The organism is Winogradskyella sp. PC D3.3 (assembly GCF_054366245.1).
In genome coordinates, this window is record NZ_CM135962.1 from 2744651 (window position 1) to 2766284 (window position 21634).

The 21634-nt window shown below is 30.0% G+C and carries 21 protein-coding genes; 1 reads left to right on the forward strand and 20 read right to left on the reverse strand.

Annotated elements, in window-relative coordinates; all coding sequences use genetic code 11:
- Position 1 precedes the first annotated feature (1 nt).
- From ACXGSQ_RS12050 to ACXGSQ_RS12125, 16 genes are all read right to left on the reverse strand, one after another.
- Entirely contained in the window at positions 2 to 1621 is a 1620-nt protein-coding gene (locus tag ACXGSQ_RS12050) for a tellurite resistance TerB family protein (RefSeq protein ID WP_458626419.1), read from the reverse strand.
- A gap of 174 nt (positions 1622 to 1795) precedes the next feature.
- The gene (locus tag ACXGSQ_RS12055) at positions 1796 to 2416 is read right to left on the reverse strand and encodes a toxin-antitoxin system YwqK family antitoxin (RefSeq protein ID WP_458626420.1); all 621 of its coding nucleotides are present in this window, start codon (positions 2414 to 2416) and stop codon (positions 1796 to 1798) included.
- A 161-nt stretch (positions 2417 to 2577) separates the two neighbouring features.
- On the reverse strand, positions 2578 to 3045 hold the full coding sequence (locus ACXGSQ_RS12060; RefSeq protein ID WP_458626421.1) for a hypothetical protein: 468 nt from the start codon (positions 3043 to 3045) through the stop codon (positions 2578 to 2580).
- 762 nt (positions 3046 to 3807) lie between these two features.
- The gene (locus tag ACXGSQ_RS12065) at positions 3808 to 4419 is read right to left on the reverse strand and encodes a hypothetical protein (RefSeq protein ID WP_458626422.1); all 612 of its coding nucleotides are present in this window, start codon (positions 4417 to 4419) and stop codon (positions 3808 to 3810) included.
- A gap of 195 nt (positions 4420 to 4614) precedes the next feature.
- Positions 4615 to 5532 carry an AlbA family DNA-binding domain-containing protein gene (locus ACXGSQ_RS12070; RefSeq protein ID WP_458626423.1) on the reverse strand — a complete coding sequence of 306 codons (918 nt, stop codon included), beginning with the start codon at positions 5530 to 5532 and terminating at the stop codon, positions 4615 to 4617.
- A gap of 145 nt (positions 5533 to 5677) precedes the next feature.
- Complete coding sequence (locus ACXGSQ_RS12075; protein WP_458626424.1) at positions 5678 to 7600, reverse strand: ATP-binding protein; 1923 nt, start codon at positions 7598 to 7600, stop codon at positions 5678 to 5680.
- A 716-nt stretch (positions 7601 to 8316) separates the two neighbouring features.
- Positions 8317 to 9741, reverse strand: a complete 1425-nt coding sequence (locus ACXGSQ_RS12080; protein ID WP_458626425.1) for an amidohydrolase family protein — start codon at positions 9739 to 9741, stop codon at positions 8317 to 8319.
- 775 nt (positions 9742 to 10516) lie between these two features.
- The gene (locus ACXGSQ_RS12085; RefSeq protein WP_458626426.1) at positions 10517 to 10900 is read right to left on the reverse strand and encodes a hypothetical protein; all 384 of its coding nucleotides are present in this window, start codon (positions 10898 to 10900) and stop codon (positions 10517 to 10519) included.
- A gap of 5 nt (positions 10901 to 10905) precedes the next feature.
- Positions 10906 to 11133 (reverse strand): hypothetical protein, encoded by a 228-nt coding sequence (locus ACXGSQ_RS12090; protein ID WP_458626427.1) that lies wholly within the window; start codon positions 11131 to 11133, stop codon positions 10906 to 10908.
- A 204-nt stretch (positions 11134 to 11337) separates the two neighbouring features.
- Entirely contained in the window at positions 11338 to 11784 is a 447-nt protein-coding gene (locus tag ACXGSQ_RS12095; RefSeq protein WP_458626428.1) for a hypothetical protein, read from the reverse strand.
- 34 nt (positions 11785 to 11818) lie between these two features.
- Positions 11819 to 12115 (reverse strand): hypothetical protein, encoded by a 297-nt coding sequence (locus ACXGSQ_RS12100; protein ID WP_458626429.1) that lies wholly within the window; start codon positions 12113 to 12115, stop codon positions 11819 to 11821.
- 156 nt (positions 12116 to 12271) lie between these two features.
- Positions 12272 to 13420, reverse strand: coding sequence for a hypothetical protein (locus ACXGSQ_RS12105; protein WP_055436619.1), 1149 nt, complete (start codon positions 13418 to 13420; stop codon positions 12272 to 12274).
- A 90-nt stretch (positions 13421 to 13510) separates the two neighbouring features.
- The gene (locus tag ACXGSQ_RS12110) at positions 13511 to 14083 is read right to left on the reverse strand and encodes a Crp/Fnr family transcriptional regulator (protein WP_055436620.1); all 573 of its coding nucleotides are present in this window, start codon (positions 14081 to 14083) and stop codon (positions 13511 to 13513) included.
- Positions 14084 to 14237: 154 nt separating this feature from the next.
- Complete coding sequence (locus ACXGSQ_RS12115; protein WP_458626430.1) at positions 14238 to 15656, reverse strand: hypothetical protein; 1419 nt, start codon at positions 15654 to 15656, stop codon at positions 14238 to 14240.
- A gap of 164 nt (positions 15657 to 15820) precedes the next feature.
- Complete coding sequence (locus tag ACXGSQ_RS12120) at positions 15821 to 16414, reverse strand: hypothetical protein (protein WP_458626431.1); 594 nt, start codon at positions 16412 to 16414, stop codon at positions 15821 to 15823.
- A 209-nt stretch (positions 16415 to 16623) separates the two neighbouring features.
- On the reverse strand, positions 16624 to 17241 hold the full coding sequence (locus ACXGSQ_RS12125) for a tetratricopeptide repeat protein (RefSeq protein WP_458626432.1): 618 nt from the start codon (positions 17239 to 17241) through the stop codon (positions 16624 to 16626).
- A gap of 330 nt (positions 17242 to 17571) precedes the next feature.
- Here ACXGSQ_RS12125 and ACXGSQ_RS12130 point away from each other — a divergent pair, with 330 nt between their 5' ends.
- The gene (locus ACXGSQ_RS12130) at positions 17572 to 18594 is read left to right on the forward strand and encodes a leucine-rich repeat domain-containing protein (protein ID WP_458626433.1); all 1023 of its coding nucleotides are present in this window, start codon (positions 17572 to 17574) and stop codon (positions 18592 to 18594) included.
- Between the two features lie 825 nt (positions 18595 to 19419).
- On the opposite strand, the gene ACXGSQ_RS12135 is transcribed toward ACXGSQ_RS12130, so the two are convergent.
- The 4 genes from ACXGSQ_RS12135 to ACXGSQ_RS12150 form a co-directional block, all read right to left on the reverse strand.
- Positions 19420 to 19629, reverse strand: a complete 210-nt coding sequence (locus ACXGSQ_RS12135; RefSeq protein WP_458626434.1) for a hypothetical protein — start codon at positions 19627 to 19629, stop codon at positions 19420 to 19422.
- 16 nt (positions 19630 to 19645) lie between these two features.
- The gene (locus tag ACXGSQ_RS12140) at positions 19646 to 20416 is read right to left on the reverse strand and encodes a hypothetical protein (protein ID WP_458626435.1); all 771 of its coding nucleotides are present in this window, start codon (positions 20414 to 20416) and stop codon (positions 19646 to 19648) included.
- A gap of 310 nt (positions 20417 to 20726) precedes the next feature.
- Complete coding sequence (locus tag ACXGSQ_RS12145) at positions 20727 to 20936, reverse strand: hypothetical protein (protein ID WP_458626436.1); 210 nt, start codon at positions 20934 to 20936, stop codon at positions 20727 to 20729.
- 144 nt (positions 20937 to 21080) lie between these two features.
- Positions 21081 to 21230 carry a hypothetical protein gene (locus ACXGSQ_RS12150; RefSeq protein ID WP_334466822.1) on the reverse strand — a complete coding sequence of 50 codons (150 nt, stop codon included), beginning with the start codon at positions 21228 to 21230 and terminating at the stop codon, positions 21081 to 21083.
- Positions 21231 to 21634 lie beyond the last annotated feature (404 nt).

A 21634-nucleotide genomic window follows, 5' to 3' on the forward strand; every position in this document is an offset into this window, starting at 1 on the left:
ATTAAAGTAAGGTTTTTAATTTCTCAATAAGTTCCTTTTCTGATGGTTCAAATTCGCCATCTGCTAATGCCATTTTTTCTAACATTACGATAACTTCTTTCCCTCTTTTTGTATCATTGAATGTAACATCTTCTTTTGTCAACTCAGGTAAAACTTCAGCATTCATTAAGTCAAAAAATAAGTTCTTTTCAGAATTAGTAAAATCTTCAAGGTTGGATATTTCACTCGCTAAAAATGTCTTTTCTTCTTCCTCAATTTTCCCGTCAGATTTTGCTAAATAAATCATCAACTTTATTTCGATTTTTCTATCTTCTTTTAGTTTGTGACCTTTTGTTTTAAATATTTTTGAAAATAGTTTACCTGCTGACTTTCCTACGCTTTTTATATTTGTTTTAGTAAGTTCCGCATCCGAAAGAAATATCAATTCTGGATTGTTCCAAATATCAACAACATTTATTGTATGATTTTCATTTGTAAGCATATGCTTATATGAAATACTTATGCAAGGAATTATTTGATACAAGATTTTTGCATTTAATAATAACGGATGATTGGTTTTAGAAAGATTTAAGTCATTTTCATAAGTTGGTAAAATTTTACTACTTATTTCATCCGAATTATCAGTAACTAAACCATTAATGTTTTTGTATAATAGATTATAAGATAGTCCCTCATTAATATGATTTTTGATAATTTCTGTTTCAATCTTAAATCCTTCTCCAAGTTTAAGCATTCTGCTTTCTTGCAGATTGTCAATATTCGTATCTAAATAAAATAATTGTGCAGATTTACCTGCTGTATGACATTTTGAACAATCAATCGTTCCATATCTTGCTTTGTCAGAATAACAAGTAGAACAAACTATTTGTCCACTTCCTTTACAATTGTTGCATCTTACTTTCCCTGTTGTTCCGCAACTTCCACAAGGTTTTTCTCCTCTACCGCTACAACTTCCACACTTTTCAGTTTTTTGATAAGACTTTCCATCTCTGTATTCTGTTTTGGTTTTTTTTCCTGTTCCACTACAAGAATAACATTTGTTGTATTTATGACCGTTACATTTTGTACAAGTAGTTTCTCCTTTTCCTACACATTTATTACATTTCCATTCGTGTTTTCCTCCACATTCTGAACGTGTACAAGTTATGTATTTGTTTCCGCTACACTTAGTGCAAGTTTCTTGAAAAGTGTCTTTTGGTAAAAAGTATTTTCTTTGATTAAACGAAACCTCATTGTCAGACGTATCAAAAGGAAAGGTTTTAAAACTCAATCCTTCTTCCACATTGTTCTCATTTACAGTTGCTCCTTCTTTATTAGAAAATTCAGATAAATAATGCTCGTGTTCTACAATTGTTTGATTACCGAATTTAGGAACTCCACCTTCAAAAAACTTAAAATCGTCTTTTATATTATCAAATAAAGGAAACTGAATCAAGTTTAATTTCCTATCTGCTTTTATATAATCTAATTTTGAGTGATAATAATCAACCCTTTGAATTGGGGTTGCTTCATCAATTATCATTTTAGAATATTCAGTTGGATAATTCGTTTTTAATATTTCTTTTATTTCTGCAACAGATATGTCTTTTAGTTGCTTTTGTGCTTCTTGAAGTTGGCTCATATTATTATTCTATCTCGGTTTTTTTAATTGTGGGTAACGTTGTTGTATAAGCTTTGTTGCGTTGTTTAAGCAGTGAATTTAGTAAATAAACCACGAACGGCGAAATTCCGGAGGAATTTCCCAAGTGAGCTAAAACCAGCAATAAAGTTTATACGGTGTTGTGCATAGTTCTTTTTATTCAATATAATAATATTGTACTTCTTTATTAATTTGTTTATGACTTTTGTCAAATGTTCTAATAATTGTTTTTTTCTTTCGGTTTTTATGAATTTCATATTCCGTTAAAATTCCATTTTCGTCGAAATAATTCACTCTCGTTTTATTTAAAGTTCCAAGTTCATAAATTTCTTGAGATTCAAAAGTTCCATTCTTTCTATAAAACTTAATTTCTGAAGGTTTTCCGTTCTCAAAATTTCCTTCAAGTCTTTTGTTTCCGTTAGAATAGTAGTCAGTTTCTTTTCCTTCGCAAATTTTATTACAGTTGAGATAAGTCCAACGTTGGCTATGTAATTCATTCCCTCCACCAAAGAGAATTTTCGGGATTCTAATTGTGTCATTTTTTCTTAAATCGATAGTAATTGTGTTTTGGGAAATCCATTCTCCACGCTCAATGTAATAAGTCAATATTTTTACATTTTCCGATTCTGGAATAATATCTATATCAAATTCCGGTGTTATAATTTTGTCAGAACATTCACTATAAAAAACTAAATTCAGATTTTCTTTTCCGCTGTTTTGGCTAAAACACGAGAAGCTTATAATTAGTAGAAAGATTGATTTTAGTACTGTTTTCATAATTATGCACAACGTTGTTGTGTTATGGAAAGTTGCGTTTAAAGTGAACGGCTATTTTCCGCAGGAAAATTGTTGTTTACAGAAATGCAACTACTTTTGGTAAAGCACTAATATAGCAATTTTTTATACACAGTGTTGGCAATTGGCTTTGTTTTTCCGGTTTATAATTCAGTCCAAATTAATTTATAATTCGGAAATTGGATTTCAAATCGTTGTTTTATTTTTTCTAATGTTTTTGCGTCAATATTTTTATGCTCAATTTCAATTCCGATTAAATGGTCACTCAAACACCAACCTTTGCAGATTAGAAACTGTTCCGATTTAGTTGAATTCAGCGTGATTTTTTCTCCGAATTCAGTTCCGTAATTCATTAAATCAACTTTATTCAACAATTTTTGAATTTTGAGTTTAATCCACTTTTCATTCGGTAATTTAATATTTTCAGTATTTATTTTCTCCGACTTCTGGTATTCAAAGTCAAGATTTTTTAAAGCGTTTTCAACTTCAAATGAGTATTCTTTTGACCAAGTATAATTTCGGTCGTAAGTCATAAATTTATAAAACAGAAAAAATCCTAATATCAATAGGATTGGGAAAATGATTAATTTATTTCTTGTCTTTTTATTCAAATGAGTGAGTTTTTCAGCTTGTTGCCAACGGTCTCGTATATGATTTGTAGCGTTATTTCAGCAAGTAAGTTAGTAAATAATAACGAAAATAGAAAAACCGTGAGGTTTTTCGACAGTAGGCGAGAAGCAGCTATGAATTATATACATTGTTAGCTAACGTTTTTTAATTTTTACGTACTACTCCTTTGTGCATTTCCGCCCGATTTGTTTTTCATACGTAGTTTCATTTTTTTTACTTAAATGTCAAAAAAAATCTCCAAAATATTATTCCGTTCTTTTCCGTAAAGAGAATCAGTTTTGTTTTTCATCTTAATTTTCGTGACATCAGAAACGATTGATTTAAACCACTAATTTCAAATTTTTAAACTGCGAACAGTTCCGCCGTACGTTTTACCATTCCGCTTATCAGCCAAAAGTTGAGGATTGCAATATTTTCGAATTAATAAACAAAAGTTGGGCAAGCCAAATTTCGTGCGTAAAGTTCCGAAAGAGTAAGAAATTCCAGCGTAATATATTTTAAGTTTCAGTTTTGAATTCCAGTGTAGTTTTTGGGAGCAAATAAGTAAAGACTTTAGTGAAAGCCTTGAAATTGTTGACACGCACAAAATGTTTGCTAACGTTGTTGTGTTATGGAAAGTTGCGTTTAAAGTGAACGGCTATTTTCCGCAGGAAAATTGATGTTCACAAAAAAGCAACTACTTTTGGTTAGGATAAAAATAGCAATTTTTTATACACGGTGTTGTGCGACGTACTTTTTTATTTTCAAAATCCTTCCTTTTTCAATTCTTTCAATTCCTTTTCGTTAAAATGTTCGGAAATTAAACTCATTTTATCTTTGTTTGCCTTTTTGTTATAAACCCAACCATATAATTTTCCCATATTTTTTTTATAATCAAACCATTTTCCGGCAGGATTTAATTTTTCATTATATCTAAATTCTTTCCAACTTTTAATTTTGTCAATTACAGTTTCAGGTTTTTCCCATTTCCTTATGTCACCAAATTTTATTTTCCAAACTTTATTTAATTTCTTAATGTTTCGGTTTTTTAATAATTCTTTTTTTGGTAAAATATAAGCATTGAATCTAGTAATATATCTCTGTTTATTTGGCTTCTTATCTGTCGAAAGTTGTAAAGTGAATTTCTCTAAATAATTTTCAGGATTTTTACTTTTGATTTTAAAAATGACTCCTAAGCTTTCAATTCGCCTAATTAATTCAATATTTTGTTTTCTTTTAGCTGATACTAAAAAAGTTCCTAAATTTTTATTTTTATATTTAAAACGATGGTTTGCTTTTATTTCAATATTTTCCTTAATTGCATTTTCCAATAATGCAAGCCATTCATTTTCCTTTTGTTTTCTTTTGGACTCCATTTTAGAAAGATAAAGATAATTAAATTAGATTCTTCGAGGCACTTCCCACGTATGACGCACAACGTGTTTGTATATGGTTTGTTGCGTGGTTAAGAACGTAATTTAGCAAATAAAAACCGAATAGAAAATCCGCGAGGATTTTCGTAAGCAGGCTAGAACCAGCAATAAATTATATACGGTGTTGTAAGCAGTATTTTATTCCAAATTTTTTAACTTCTTTCCTAATTCAGACTCCAATAAATCTTCGCCATTTGGATAGTAAAGTCTGATTTCTGCTTTTATATTTTCAAACGCTTCTATTAAATTTTCTTTTTTAATACTGAAGTTGATACGAACAACATTTAATGATTCATTGGGATAAATAGGTGTATTTCCTTTTATACTTGCTTTAATCCTGTTATCATCAAGTCTAGTGAAATTTACACTATTGTCAGTTTGATTTTTACTTTGACTAATTTTAATGTTCCCAGGGAAATCAATAAAGTAGATATTTACTTTATAGTTTTCTTCCATTTTTTCTCCGTCGTTGTAAATATCCACTTCAATTTCGTATTCAATTTCATCATCGTCTTCACTTTCTTTTGACTTTAGAACTACTGATTTATCAATAACCAGTTTCGATTTGACTTTTCTTCCGTACAATTGTCTAATTTCATATTCTTCCATAGGAACAGATTCGAAATTAAAACGTTTATAATATCTCTTGTCTCTACTTATATGTGGCGCGTCAATACTTGATGGAATTTGAACAACATAGATTGTTTTATCAATATTGTTTTCTTTGCGAATAGGGAAGATTTTAAGATTTGGAATATTTCTACTTATTGTAGAGCTAATAATTTGTTCTAACCATTCTTTAGTAAATTCATTTCCATCTACAAAAGAATACTCAGAAGCTTTATGATTTTTTTCTTCAATTCCATAAATTATTATTCCTCCGTCAGAATTTGCAAATGCAGATACATCTTTAGAAACTTCTTTCTTTTTTGAATCATTTCTTGAAAGAGCTCCTGCTGATTTAAATTCAATATGAATTGATTCCTCTATCTCATTTTCGATAAAAGATTCAACTGTTTTTATATCGTATGTCTCTAATTTATGTAGTTCTGTCATATTGCTTACAACGGTCTAGTATAAGAATAGTAGCGGGTTTTTTCGCACTAAATTTTCGGTTAAATACAGACCTTTTTTTAATTTACTTAGTTTCGTTTTAGCGATTAAACCGCTATTATTTTTATACATTGTTGTGAGCTGGCTTTTATTCCACAAAAGCTTTAATCGAATCCAACCAACTTTTAATTTCATCAAATCCACCACGTTCTGTTAATCGCTCAACTGTCATTTTCTCGATTGCGAGATTGTTTAATTGGCGTTTAGCTTTAGATATTTTTTTCTTTTGTTTCTCTTCAGTTTTTACTGGGTCAGGATTTATGGCATTCCAATCTGTATCACTTGTTACTTGATGAACTGCTATAGCCACTTTTTCTGGTACATCTTCATCATCTAAAACCTCAGTTATATTTATGTTGATATTTAAATCCTGATAACATTCGTTTATTGCTTGATGATGAAGATAATTTTCTAATTCAGTTTTTATTGTATTAAAACCTATTTTGGTTTCTATTCCTTCTGCGTTTAAGTCAGCAACACTTTGCACATAAGCTGGAATATCAGAATCGTAGATATGAACTTGCGATTGTAATAAACCATCTAAATACTTTTTCTCAATGTAAAATTTGAGTTGAGAGCCACCTGTCGGAATAAAAGCAACAGCTTCATTATTTTCTAAATTTATTACATTCCCGTCTGAGGCATTTAATATCTTGCTTAAACCTATCAAAGCATTTATATCGTTTTCTCCTTCAACAAAAATCAGAACTTTGACTTTGTTTTTTGGGTCAGGTAATGCTCCAAGTGTTTGGATAATTTTATCTATTATTTCCTCATTATCTGTTCCGTCATCATTTAAACCACTTTCAACATTCACTTGTCCATCGTCTGAATAAACATATCTTAATGACTCCTTAGGAATTTCCTTCGCTAAATTAGAATTATGTGTTGTGAAGAATACTTGAGCATTATCTGTTTCCGAAAGTTCTTTTAGAGCATTTACAATCATTAATTGAAAATCCGGATGTTGTGACGTTTCAGGCTCTTCAAGTGCATAAATAATATTCGGTGCATTTGCTGTTCTTCTATTCTCAACTTGTGCTCTAAAAAAGCTTAATAAAACAAGTCTTCTCATTCCACTTCCACGTTTGTTCAATGGAACACCTCTGTCATCTTCTAAAGTCAATTTGAATATAGAATTCCAAGTTGGTTCTTTAGGGAAATTAGACCGTAAAGTTTCAGCTAATTCTGGGTCTAAATCATTTAGTTTTGTGATGGTATCGTCAGCAAGGTCTGTCGAAGCATCTTGAACTGCTTCTTTTAACTGTTCTAACAATGGTGTTATGTTATCCCTTTTTAAGACCTCTTTGATTATTTCTTTCATTGGGTCTTGAATGTCCGAATCTTGGTCATTCAGTTGCTTGTCAACAAAAAACAATGAGTATAGTGGTAAATACTTTTTGAGGTTCGTCCAAATTTTCTTTCTGTTATCCTCATTGTCTAATCTCCCATCAATCTTTATTTCGGCTTGGTGGGTTGTTATTTGTCCTTCCTCATAAAAATGATTACGAATAGCATTTCTTAACTCTTTACTTTTATTTCTATTAACTCCGTCTGGATTTATTCCTAACTCATCAAATTGAAGTTGTAAAGTCGTCCTTTTTTTAGAAAGTAAATCGGATAGATTTTCGTTGTCGGGATAATCACAAATTATTACAGATTCTTCCGAAACACTTCCTGATGCCGAAATAGGAAACGATTTTTTGATTTCAAGTTTATTCTCTGAGTTTAAAAGATATTCATCTGAAAGACTGGTTGGATTTGTATCATCTAAGATTAATTGCTCAGGAAAATCTGAAAAAATACAAGTTATTTCAATTCTGCTGTTGTCATTTTCGATGCATAAATCATTTTTATCAGGCTTACCATTAAAAAATATATCTAAAGCTTCTAAAATTGATGATTTACCAACATCATTTTTTCCTATGATAACATTCAGGTCAGAAACATCGATTTCGGTTTCTTGAGAATAACTTCTGAAGTTCTTTAATTTAAGTTTGTTTAGTTTCATTCGTGTTTTTGGTCAGCTTGCTCACAACGGTCTCGTATATGATTTGTTGCGTGTTATAAGCGAGTAAGTTAGCAAATAAAAACCGAAATAGAAAAACCGCGAGGTTTTTCGACAGTAGGCAAGAAGCAGCTATAAATTATATACATTGTTAGCTATGAGTAGGCGCGCATAGCCTTTGGTAAAGTAGAGGTGTTATTTTTCCTGCCGAAAGCAAACACTTTAAATGCGTAGCCTAGAGTTAGCAGAAATGCTGAACACGATTATATGTTTTTTATTTAAGAAGCCATTGCAGATAAGCTGTGTCCAATTCACGCATGTGTTTGCTTATTCGACTAAAGCACTGACGCCTTTTTTTATTTTTCAGCGCAAACTTGCTAACGCATGACTTTTAGGGAATGTTTGAAAAACTTCAATGGATTAGTTAAAACAATAAAAATTGCAAATAGAGAACGATCTTAATGCGTTTTATTTTAAAAAAAGGAATAATAGCACAAAGTTCACAGAAAAGGAAACGGCAAAACGAGAGGCTTTAATCTTCTAAAGAGGAACGGAAGTTTGTTTGCGACTATTATTGCTAACGTGTTTGTGTATGGTTTCGTTGCGTATTCTTAGTAGTAAATTTAATAAAATATTCTGAACTTGAACTCTCCTACCCTTTTCGACTTGAAAACGGCTCTAGCAATGAACCATACACGGTGTTAGGCACAGTTTTTTTATTAATTTTTTAAACTATTCAAGAGTTCTTTCCAGTCATATTTTTCTTTGTTGGCATTATTCCATTTCTCAACATCTGAAAGCATTATGTCTATTTTGCTTTTGTCAATCCATTTGCCATTCACGAATACACCTGAAATTTTTCGTGTATTACTGATATTGTCTAAAGGGTTTTCTTCTAACAAAACTAAATCTGCAAACTTTCCTATTTCTATTGTCCCTAATTTATCGCCGATTTCAAGCCATTCAGCTCCTAATCTTGTTGCAGAAGCCAATGCCTCTTCATTAGTCAATCCAGCTTCTACTAACAATTTAAGCTCGTCATGAAGCGAAAATCCCCATATAATACCAGATATTCCTGCATCTGTTCCTGCAACCATAGGAACGCCAGCTTCCTTAAAAGCCTTTACAATAAGAATATGAAAGTCGTATAATTTGTTATAATATTCAATTAATTTTTCAGATGCTCCATAGTAACCATTTGAAGTTAGCCACTTACTTTGCATAAGAGGATGGACATATTTAAAACCTTGTAAGTTTTCGATACTCTGTAACGATTTAGCTTGTTGGCTAATGGAAAGCATATTGATCATATTAGGAATTAACCAAGTGCCATTATCTTTTGCTAAACGTGCAATTTCTTGTGCTTTTTCATAGCTGTAATCATCTGTTTGTTTCGATAATTCTTCGGCGTGTGCAATTAAACCAAAATGGGGAACAAAAAAATCTTTGGCTGGTTTCCCCTCGAAAGCGACTGGAATATGACCTACAACTTTCATATTTTGTTTTTCGGCTTCATCTATAATCGCTTTAAAGATTTCTTCATTTAGCCAAGTGTATACCTTGATAAATTCATAGCCTTCCTCTTTGGCAAAACGTACTGCATTTCTTCCATCGGATGGGTTTTGAGCTATTGGATTTGATTTTTTCCCTCCTATTACTTTTGCCAATGCCATTCGTGGGCCAATTACATCACCTCTTATAATTTCATTACGTTGCCCGAAATGTTCTGTTCTTGCTCCTAAATCAAAAACAGTTGTAACACCATTAGCTATGTAAGGTGTCATATTGTATTGTGTATTATAGCTTACTAATGGTCCTTTAGTTGGATAAATTACAAAAGGGCTTCCATCTGCAAGTGTATGCACGTGCATATCAATTAATCCAGGAATTAGCCATTTGTCTGTTCCATCAATAATTACAGAATTTTCAGGGATTGATTTATTAATAGAGTGGATTTTGTTTTCTTTTATTACTACTGTTGCATTTTCAATGACTTTATTTTCTTTGGTCATAGGAATTACATCCACATTCTTTATGACATAAGTAACATTCTTTTGTTTATTGGATTTTAAATTTGAATTGTTTTGTGCGTTTAAATTGAAGCTGATAACTGCAAACAGCGTTAGAAGTTTTAAGTATTTCATTTTGATTTTTGATTGATTTACTTTAAAAGACGGAAAATTTCTATTTTTGTTACAATTTTTGTTCAAAATTGTGCCTAACGGTCTCGTATATGATTTGTAGCGTTATTTCAGCAAGTAAGTTAGTAAATAATAACGAAAATAGAAAAACCGCGAGGTTTTTCGACAGTAGGCAAGAAGCAGCTATAAATTATATACATTGTTAGCTATGAGTAGGCGCGCATAGACTTTGGTAAAGTAGAGGTGTTATTTTTCCTGCCGAAAGCAAACACTTTAAATGCGTAGCCTAGAGTTAGCAGAAATGCTGAACACGATTATATGTTTTTTATTTAAGAAGCCATTGTAGATAAGCTGTGTCCAATTCACGCATGTGTTTGCTTATTCGACTAAAGCACTGACGCCTTTTTTTATTTTTCAGCGCAAACTTGCTAACGCATGACTTTTAGGGAATGTTTGAAAAACTTCAATGCTTAGTTAAAACAATAAAAATTGCAAATAGAGAACGATTTTAATGCGTTTTATTTTAAAAAAAGGAATAATAGCACAAAGTTCACAGAAAAGGAAACGGCAAAACGAGAGGCTTTAATCTTCTAAAGAGGAACGGAAGTTTGTTTGCGACTATTATTGCTAACGTGTTTGTATATGGTTTGTTGCGTGGTTTAAGCAACTAATTTAGTAAATAATTACCGACCAAGAAAGTCCGCGAGGACTTTCGTAAGTAGGCGAGAAGCCAGCAATAAATTATATACGGTGTTGTAAAACGTTTTTTGTTATTTTATTAACTAAATTTTCCAATTAAATAAGCTAAAAAAGCAGTTGTTAAGTATTTCAAGATTTCCATTTTAAAATCTTTTGACTGTATTAGCCATTCCTTTAGTTGCCATTTTAGTCTCCAATATTGAAATCTGTTAATTTTCAAAAACATTAAAAACACCTCATTTTCTTTTAATTTTTTAATGAAATATTTAGAATAATTATTTGATTTATCTCTTTTGTAAGTTTTAAAAATTTCTAACTTATCAGCTAAATCAGAATTGTTTTCAAATGCTTTTATTCCTTTAAAGTTCTCATTCTCTACTTCTTGAATCTTACCATGTTTAAAAAGAAATTTATGAGGAATTAAATCATTACTTTTCCATTTTATAAATCCGTTTATCCACATAATATCTAATCGTTACAACCTACATAAAAAGCAGGATTTGTTTGTCCAATTTCTCCAGAATTCTGTTGATCTAAAGCAGGTTGGCCAGTATCACAATCAACACCATTTACATAAAAATACGTTCCACTACTATTAGCTCTTGTAAATTTACCTTCACATTTACAACCATCATCATCATCAGATGAGCAGGAAAAAGTTATTATTCCAATTAAAATTAATATTGTTTTTTTCATTTTATATAATTTATGTTTTCATTTTCAAAATTCGATAATTAGAATTTAATTATGTTATGGTTTTCCGTAATTTACTTGATTTGGTAAATGTTTTACAACGGTTTTGTGTATGGTTAGTTGCGTGGTTTAGCAACTAATTTAGTAAACTTTTACGAACCTGAGAATATTCCGAAGGAATATTCCAGATGAGCACTTACAAAGCAATTAATTATACACGGTGTTGTGCATAGTATTTTTTATTTCCTCAATTTCTAATTTATTTTCCTCATAGTTCATAAATCCGTTTTGATTAATTGTTTTTTTGGTTGTTTTTTTCCAAAAGGATAAATTCAAACTCGATGCAATACCATAATTTTCAAAAGTTCCATTTTCTTTTTCGTAATAATATTTGCTCTTGAATTGTGATTTTCCTTTGTAGTAATCAGTTCTTTTTTTTCTACAAGTCAAAAAGTGTAGAAATTCACTAAACCCGACATTTAAATCATCAATTTTCGGATAGAAATGTCTATGCGATATTCCAAATCCGACAGTTAACATTCCAGCTTCATCGAGTTCAATCCAAATTGACGATTCTTTTTCGTTTTCCGAATTCAGAGTTAGATGAGTTCCGTTCTCAAATTCCGAAATTCTTTCTGGAAAATGAGTTTCCAAAAGTTTCTTTATTTTACTAAATGTCAATTCGTGGTTAGTCATATGATATAAACTCCCAAGGGATTTCTTTTTTAAATATCTCAATACATTCCTCCATTAATTCAAGCGAAATATTTTCTTTAAAAACTCTTATTGTTCTCGTTTTATCTGTGTCGTCTCTAAAAATTTCTGCAATTGACTCGTCATTCCGATAGATTTCAACTCCAATTCCGTCACGTTCATTTACATCACTTGCAATTATAACTCTGTCTTTACTTTCTTTCATTTTGCGTTCGGCTTGGATATTATGCACAACGGTTAGTATATGAAAAGTAGGGCATAAAATAAGCACTATATTTCGGGTTTAACACTTAGCTAAATATAAATATTTTGTTTTTAATTTTCGTTTAAATTCCAAATTTTATATTTAGCGGACTTTGTAAATAAACACAGAACTTTGGAGTTAGCACAAAAGCCCTATTTTTTATATACATTGTTGGCAGTAGTTTTATTTACCTACAGGATCCCCAAAATACATTAATTCCCAAACCGCTTTGTTACTGGTGTGCTTCTCTATTAATTTACCTGATTTGTAAACTCTTATTTCTGCTTTTCCAGTAAATCTAAAATATGCAGGATCAATACTAGTAAGCATTTTTGCAAGTTTGAATTTAAGCCCATTACCGACTGATGCCGAAATTAAATCTACTTCAACAATAGTTTTTTCTCTAAAAAGTGAATATTCATACCTGTATTCAGTTTGAGGATCATTATAAACAAAAATTAAATCGTCACTTACATCTTTTTTTAATGTTGGATGCTCCTTACCATAAGTTCTATATAGAGTTACTAATTCACCATCATCAACAACTGTTTCGCCATCCTTAGAAATATTAAAAGTAATTATATTGTCATTATTAAATTCTTTTTCTGATATCATTTCTGAAGCAATTACGTTATAAGGACCAATTTCAGCTCTTGACCAATACCAATGGTTAAAAATTTTCATCATAGAGAAATTTCCCCAATTATGGTCATGGTAGGCAGAACCAACTGTTTTTGTTGTTACACCTTTGTAATCATATTCAATTTCCATTTCACCTTGAGGTACAGGTACTACCCAATTGAATTCTTTGCTTTCGTCAGCACCAAATACCATATGTCCTGTTTTTGGTCTCCAGCTTTGCGTAGTTCTTTTTATTACGGCTGTTAAGTTTATATCTTCATTTTCAATATGAATTTTGTATTCCTTTAGGTTTCCTTCTGCATAACTATTACCCATCTTAACATTACACGAATCTTTTGAAGCGAAAAAATCTTCTGGGTCACAGTAAATTTTTTCTGATATTTTACTACCATCAGCTTTATCTATACTAACCGTCAAGTATGGATTAAAAGGTTTTTTTATGTCGGTCATGAACTTGGTGTAAAACGTCATTACAACAGTACTCCCATCATGCAAATGAGCATCAAAATACCACCATTCATAGCTTCCTTTATCTCCGGATGTTCTCATTCCGTCTTCCCATTTTTCAGGAATATTACCTTCTATTAAGTTTCTTTTGTTATAGTCATTGCTAATTTTTGCTAAGTTCTGACTGAATAAAAAAGTAGAAAAAAGAAGTGTTATAAGTGTAAGGCTGATTTTATTTTTCATTTTAATTTGAGTTAAGTTGTGATCTATAGTTTTTGTAAAGCACAAAAATAAATGTAATTTATTTGAGTTTGATGAAACTAATTTCATGTTTCAACTAGTACGTTTTATTTTACTTAACCATTGGGGTGTAACTCCCATAAATTCTGCTATATACTTTGAGGGAACATTTTTAGTAATTGGACCGTGTTCTTCTAGGAGGTAATCGTATAATTTATCTTTGGGAAGACCTATTAATTTAGACTTTATTTGATTTATAAAAATGAGAGCTTCTATAATATGCGTATTACAAAATTTATCAAAAGATTTATGTTTCAAACTTAATTTTTCTATTGTATTTCTATGAAATTCAATTACTTGGGAATTTTTAAATGCTTTTATTTGCGTATCAGAAGGTTTCTTTGAAAAATAACTTTCTGGTTGCGTCATAAATGGATGATAATTGTCAATATGGAACGAAGTTGTTCTAAATTTTGATTTATTATCATCAAAATACTGACTTATAAATCCACCTTTGATTACTATATAGATATATTTACTATGTTCTCCAACATTAAGAATATTTTCGTTTTTTTTGATTTCAATTTGTTTACCATTCAAATTTATCTCTTGAATTAAATCTTCTGATAGACCGTATTTAATAGCATATTTTATAAGGTTTTTCATTTTTTTTAATTACTGCCAACGTGTTTGTATATGGTTTGTTGCGTGGTTTAAGCACTAAAGTTAGCAAATAAAAACTGAATAGAAAATCCGCGAGGATTTTCGTAAGTAGGCTAGAACTAGCAATAAATTATATACGGTGTTACCTGTAGTACTTTTATATTTTTCTAAAAAGTTTTTCATCAATCTCATCAATTTCGTTTGTAATATCAAGAAATTTGAGAAAATTCTTTACGTAACCATCGAAGCCAATATATTTTAAAATCAAACAGCAAGTTAAAAAATGAGCACTTAAGCTTATTTTTGCCAACTGCTTTTGTCTTTCTTCTTGAACTTCATTATCATATGGCATATTTCCGTGTAAGAATCTATTTCGCATTGCTATACATTTCTTATCATTTTTTGAAAGTTCAAATCCTACCATTTCAAATGCTAGTCTAAAACTCTCGTTATTACCTGGTTTATTTAAATCTTGTATTTTATTGAGTACCGAATTTTTCCGATTGAAATTTGAATCGTCGAGAGATTCAATTTCTTGTTTGAATTCTTTAATTATTTTTTTAGCAAATTCATCATCCTTAAATGGCGAAACTTTTTCTGTTTTATTGATTAAAATTAAATCTTTAATTGTTTCTAATACAACAAAGATTGAAGATGCTTCAATTTCAACTGGTTTTTGTCTCGCGTTACATAATATTCTTAAAGCTCTAAGAAATCGTGGATTGGTATAGCACGAGTTAGAAAGGTTAGAAACTATTTTTTTAGGAAAGAAGTATAGACTTTTGGTATTAAAATAAGTTTTAAATTCTCTTGTATTAAAGAGTTCATAATTTGTAATTATACTTTTCTCAACTCTTTTAACTTTAAAACCAACTAATTTTGTAAAATTACTATTTTGAAATTTTAAATAGTTATAAGTTGTATTAATTAGGCAACCACTAATGAAAGCGTAAGAATATAAAATAGTTTCCGCTAATTTTTCAAATTTTTCCTTTTTAATTTCTTTATGACAATCTATAAAAATGAATCGTTTGTTTTCAATTTTATAGTCGAATAACCCAAGATTAATGTCATCAATTTTTATTTCTAAATAACCAGCTGCTCTTATAGAATCTCCAATTTTAAAAGAATTTGTCCAGAAGTATTTATTTGGGACTTTTGTATAACCGTCAATTGGCATTGCTAATCGAAAAAAACTTTTGTCTTCAGAATAGTTTTGTTCTATTTCTCTAATTTCTCCTTTATTAGTTAAGTTAGAAATTTTTAAAGAGCATTTACTTACTCCATTTTTTAGATTGTATAAAGAAGATTTCGTTACAATGTCAAATTTATCTAAGAGTCCAGAGCCAATATGTTGGCACGAAGAGTCATATTTTTTCAGAGGCTTTGTTAAGTATACCCATTTATCAACATTGTAATGGAATTCAATTTCTAAGTCGTTAATTGGTTCCCATTTTGATTTGATTATTCCCTCTTTTTTGTTTTCTATTTGTTTAAAGAAATCAATAGTATCCGATAGATTGACTTTTATTTCAGGTAATTTAATCTTTACATTATATTTTTCTAGTTTAGTCATAAAGATTGTTGGTTGGGTATTACAGGTAACGTTTATGTGTATGAGTTGTGGCGTGTGCCATCACGGACAATTCCAAACGGTCAACTGCCTGTGGAAAATCCGCAGGATTTTCCAAGTAAGCACAGACCCAGCCATAACTTATACACGGTGTTGTGGCACGTATTTTATTCTTTTCGGTATGCTATCATTTCCATTGGTCCAGTTGGAATTAAATAAAGTTTTAAAAATTCCGATGTAACTTCTTTGATTGGAATTGAACCATTTCTTTTTCCATTAAAATACATAGAAACAAAAAACGTTGAGTCAATCTGTTCAATCATTTTTTTCTCTCCTTCTTTTCTCTTAAACCGTTCCAATCTTTCTTTATCCCAAAGCTCTTTATTAAATTCAAATTCCGATTCTCGTCCGTTTTCAGTCAGCACGAAAGTCAATTTTTCAATATCTTCTTTTTTCAGCGTTGTGATTGTCGGTTCAAGTCGATAAAAGTCACATTCAAAAATAGCGTCTTTGTCATTTGACTTTCCGTCGATAAACCACTTTATGTGATTCTCATTAACGATTTCGTATTTCGAGGTTTTCTCATTGTTATGGTTCAAAAAGTTTCCATTGTCCATTTTCAATGTTGTTGCTTTTTCTTTAAGAGTAAAATCTGTATAAACATCAACATTGTCGTTGCTGATTTCAAGAAGTTGAAAACCAGGATATCCTTTTTTTTCATTTCCTGAATCAACGTCTTTCAGAATCCATTTTCCGTTCATATTTTGTCCAATTACTGAATTAAAAATCAATGTTAATAATATGAATATTGTTGTTTTTCTCATATGTGCCACAACGGTCTTGTGTATGGTTAGTTGCGTGGTTAAGCAACTAATTTAGTAAACTTTTACGAACCTGAGAATATTCCGAAGGAATATTCCAGATGAGCACTTACAAAGCAATTAATTATACACGGTGTTGTAAACAGTATTTATTTCATTTCTTGTTTTAGATTCAAAATCATTAAATCTGCCATAAATTTTAATTCGTTGCTTTTTGTTATTTTTCTCATAATCTCAAAATCGTAAATGGCTTGTTCAAAATCACTCTTTTTATGACTTAAAAAACCTTTTACTAAATATGCACTCTCAATATTTGAGTCCAATTTTATTGATTGATTTATTAATTTTTCAGCTTGTTCAAAATTTCCATTGACTATTTCTAATTCAGATAATCTTATTAGATTCACAGCTTTATTTTCGTTACTGTCAATTTTTTCCAGTAATTCTTTTCGTTGAATTTCTGTAGTCTTCCTGTTGGAATATTTATTGAGTAGAACTTCGTTAAAATCCTTTTGATACTGTTCGCAATTAGAGATAAGGTTTTTTGTCAGTTTGGTCAACTCTGCTTTATATAATTCCTCCGAATTCAGCTTTTTATTTTCATTCAGTTCAGCGTTGAATTCCGATAAACAACCATTTAATTTTTGGTCAAATTTAATGATTTCAGATTTGGAATAACAATCACATATTGATTCAACTGAATAATTTTTATTACTACAGCTTGATAAAATCAATAAGCAAATTAGAATTCCTAAAGTTTTTCTCATATTGTTTACAACGGTCTTGTGTATGGTTAGTTGCGTGGTTAGGCAACTAAGTTAGCAAACTTTTACGAACCCGTGAAAATTCCGCAGGAATTTTCGCAAGTAGGGAAGAACCTAGCAATTAATTATACACGGTGTTGTAGCACGTTTTTATTTTTACCGAAACTTTTATTGTTTTTTCTAAAACTGCTGATAAAAAGTGAATTATTGCAAATTGATAATTATCATCATAATATCGAATATTTTATGTTAAATTTGTTCAGAGGATAGGGTTTTGAAATTCAGAAATCTATGATAATAAATTTACAAGAAAAATCTAATTTAACAATGTTTATGAAAAACACAATTCTGATTTTAGTAATTCTAAACCTATTTTTTTCGTGTTCAAATTCAGATTCAGCAAACGATACACCCTGTGAGAATGAAGCTCAATTGACCACCAATTCAGTTTCTGATATTACTGCAACAACTGCTGTATTTAATGGAAATATAATTGAACCTTGTGATACAAATATTATTATTAAAGGATTTGTATTTTCCACCAATCCTGGTGCAGATAGATATGATTATGTTATTTCAATAACAGAAAGCAGTGAAAATTTATCTATTTTAATTAATATTCCTGATTATAATGGAATATTTTATGTTAGAACATTTTTATTAACGGATAATGGTGAGTTTTATGGGAATGAGGTTGAATTTGAACGATTGTATGAAGAAAGGACTTATGTACCTGATGATAATTTTGAGAAAATGTTAATTGCTTGGGGATATGATGATCACGATGATTCTACGTTATTAGATGATTATGTTGTTACGTCCAAAATTAGAACAGTGAAAATATTATCACTTGGTGATGAAGGTATTGAAGATCTAACTGGTATTGAAGATTTTATGGATTTAGAAGAATTATACCTGTATGATAATCAAATCTCTACATTAGACTTGAGTAATAACGTGAAATTAATTAAACTTGACTGCAGTGATAATCAATTAACGAGTTTAAATATTAATCAAAATATAGATTTGTGGCATTTAGATGTTGGGGGAAATCAACTTACTGAATTAGATATAAGTAATAATATCAATTTATATCATTTATATTGTCATCAGAATAATTTAAGTAACTTAGATTTAAGTTCTAATATAAATTTAAGGACAGTTCACTGCAGATTTAACCAATTCTCCAATTTAGATGTTAGTGCAATTAGTAATTTACTTAATTTTTATTGGACTTCTAATCCTATTTCTTGTATTCAAGTTAGTCAAAATCAATATGATACATTATTGACCGGTTGGTATGGTAGTAATTGGGATGGGTATACTATGGATTACTTTTCTTTAAACTGTAATTGATTTTTTAATTTCTTAGAAGGATTAATTATAATTTTATGGATTATCAAGTGAACTCCTAAAATAGAAGTAAATATAAAATTTCTTATCGTACATTTCTTAAATGTGCTACAACGGTCTCGTATATGATTTGTAGCGTTATTTCAGCAAGTAAGTTAGTAAATAATAACGAAAATAGAAAAACCGCGAGGTTTTTCGACAGTAGGTAAGAAGCAGCTATGAATTATATGCATTGTTGGCTAACGTTTTTTTTTTTTACGAACTACTCCTTTGTGCATTTAGGGCATGTTTTGTCATTCGGGCGTAATTTTAATTATTATTAAATAAAATCTCCGAAATATTATTCCGTTTTTCCACAAATAGAATCATTTTTTAATTAGCCGAAATTTTGTGAAATCACAGAGGATTTGTTTAAACTATTAAATTTGGATTGATAAAATAGCGAACAGTTCGGTCGTATGTTTTACGATTCCGCTTACCAGCCAAAAGTTGAGGATTGCGATAATATTGATGTAATGATCAAAAGTTGGGCAAGCCTAAATTCGTGCGTAACGTTCCGAATGAGTGAAAAATTCTAGCGCAATACTTTTTAAATTTTCCGCTTTGAATTCCAGCGTAGTTTTTGGAAGCAAATAAGTAAAGACTTTAGTGAAAGCCTTGAAATTGTTGACATGCGCAAAATGTTTGCCAACGTCTCCGTATATGATAAGTAGCAGGTTTATATGATATTAATTTTCAGATTATTAACAAAAATAGCAGAAAAGAACCGAACCTTTGGTTTAGTTCTAAACTGCTATTTTTTATATACATTGTTATGCCACGTTATTGTTAATTATTCATTGCACTTTTCAAATTTCCTTTATATAAATAAAATAAAAGACCATAAAACAAAACTAATTGTCCTATACCAGCCATCATTAATACTTCAGCCGTAGAACTTGATGAGCTACCAGAGAAATAAAAATAAGCTCCAAAGAATAAAAAAAGAAGTCCAGAAATTAAAAAACTCCAAAACTTTAATTTTGCTAATTTTTTCATAATATAAATATTTAATTTAACAAGATGCGTTTGGACCAGCTCCAATACAAGAGGCACCAAAAGCTGCTAAAACTTCTGGACCAGCTGCAACTAAACCTGCTACGCACCACCATTTTGAACCACAATAACTTACAGTACAATCCATACAATCACTCCATCCTGATTGTTGTCTACAACATCCTGACTTTGCTTGAGAATTATTAGAATTATGGTTTAGTGAATTATGTTTTTCAGTTGAAATATTGTAGACTTCATTACTAAAATCAGCAATTTTGTCATTATCTGCTATGACAATACCTCCTATTTGATTTTGGTCGTTAATTTCAACAGAATAATATAACTTATTGTCTAAAGTCTTTAATTTAAATTCGTTGAATTTATCCAATTTATTATATTCGGCAACAGATACTTGATAAGTATTGTCAAATTGATAAATTATAACCATATTCTCTGAATTCATAAAAGGTATAGAAAACATATTTATGTCAGAATTATTCAAATAGAATTTTTTTATTATATCCATATTCAAATTCTTTAACTCAATACTATTATCTTGAAGTTTGGCTATAATCATTTCTTTTTCTGCATTATTGCCAAGTTTTTCAATCAAATAAAAGTGGTTGTCATAAAAATTGGGACTTACATTATCCTTCAGAGTAACATCTTCAAAGATGACTTCGTTTTGATTCTCTTCCATAGTGTTTAAATCACTATTCTCTGAACAACTGTAAATTAAAATTGAAGAAATAAGAAGAGTAAAAATCGATATTTTTATATATTTTTCCATTTTTAAATTATTTTTATGTTTATAATTAAATTTGTGTCCTACTCTTAAGATTTTCGAACTTATGCTCATAACATCCTCTAATTTAATATTTTTTTATGTCGTTTCAAAATCTTTTCGACTTTGGATGGTCAGTCCATTTTCGACCGTAATGCTGGTTTTTAATGTGGCATAACGGTCTTGTGTATGGTTAGTTGCGTGGTTAGGCAACTAATTTAGCAAATACAAACCAAATAGAAAATCCGCGAGGATTTTCGTAAGTAAGCTCGAACTAGCCATTAATTATACACGGTGTTGGCATTTCGTTGTTTTATTATTCGTTATTATTTTCTTGTTCCAATTGTTTTTTGATGTTATATCGAGTCATTAATCCCATAAATGTTCCAAAAATTAAAGCATTAAATATAAATCTCCATATTCTAAAATTTTGTCCGTCTGAAAAGTCAAATCCAGCCATTATGCTGGCATAAACAATTCCTCCAACTAATCCTCCTATTATTATTGATTTGGTTTGTTTATTCATAATGTTATTAAATTCATTCAACGATTCATTCCGCAAACTTTTTCAATTCCGATTGAGTGAGCAATTTCGCAACTTGCTAAATTCCGCATTCAGTTTGGTTTTTCAGTTCAGAAGTCGATTCCGCAAACTTTCTAAAATTCCGATTTAATTTATCTGCTTGTTTAGGTTTTCAGTTTCCTTTACTCTTTTTATATATCCTGATTTTTTTCCAATAAAGAATCCTAAAAGGAAAATTCCAACAGGAACTATTAAAACTAAAATTATTTGGAAAGGTCCAATCATTAATGATGTCATATTTTGTCTTTTTAAATTAATCTACATTTTCCTTCAGAGTTCGTTCGTCAATGAATGCCAACGTGTTTGTATATGGTTTGTTGCGTTTTTCAAGCAACTAATTTAGTAAATAATTAACCGACTAAGAAAGTCCGCGAGGACTTTCGTAAGTAGGCGAGAAGCCAGCAATAAATTATATACGGTGTTGTGTGCAGTTTTTTATTTCATATCAATTTATAAATACTAATTAAACAAGCGTAAAGAATAAAACTTAAAAAAAAGATATATTTAAATAGCTTTGGGGCGAATGTCAGATTTCGTTTTCTAAATAATTCCAAAACCCACCCAAAAGTATATAATAAATTCAAAGCTAATGCTAATCCAATTATGATTAGAAATATAAAGTATTCCCCAGTTCCCATTTC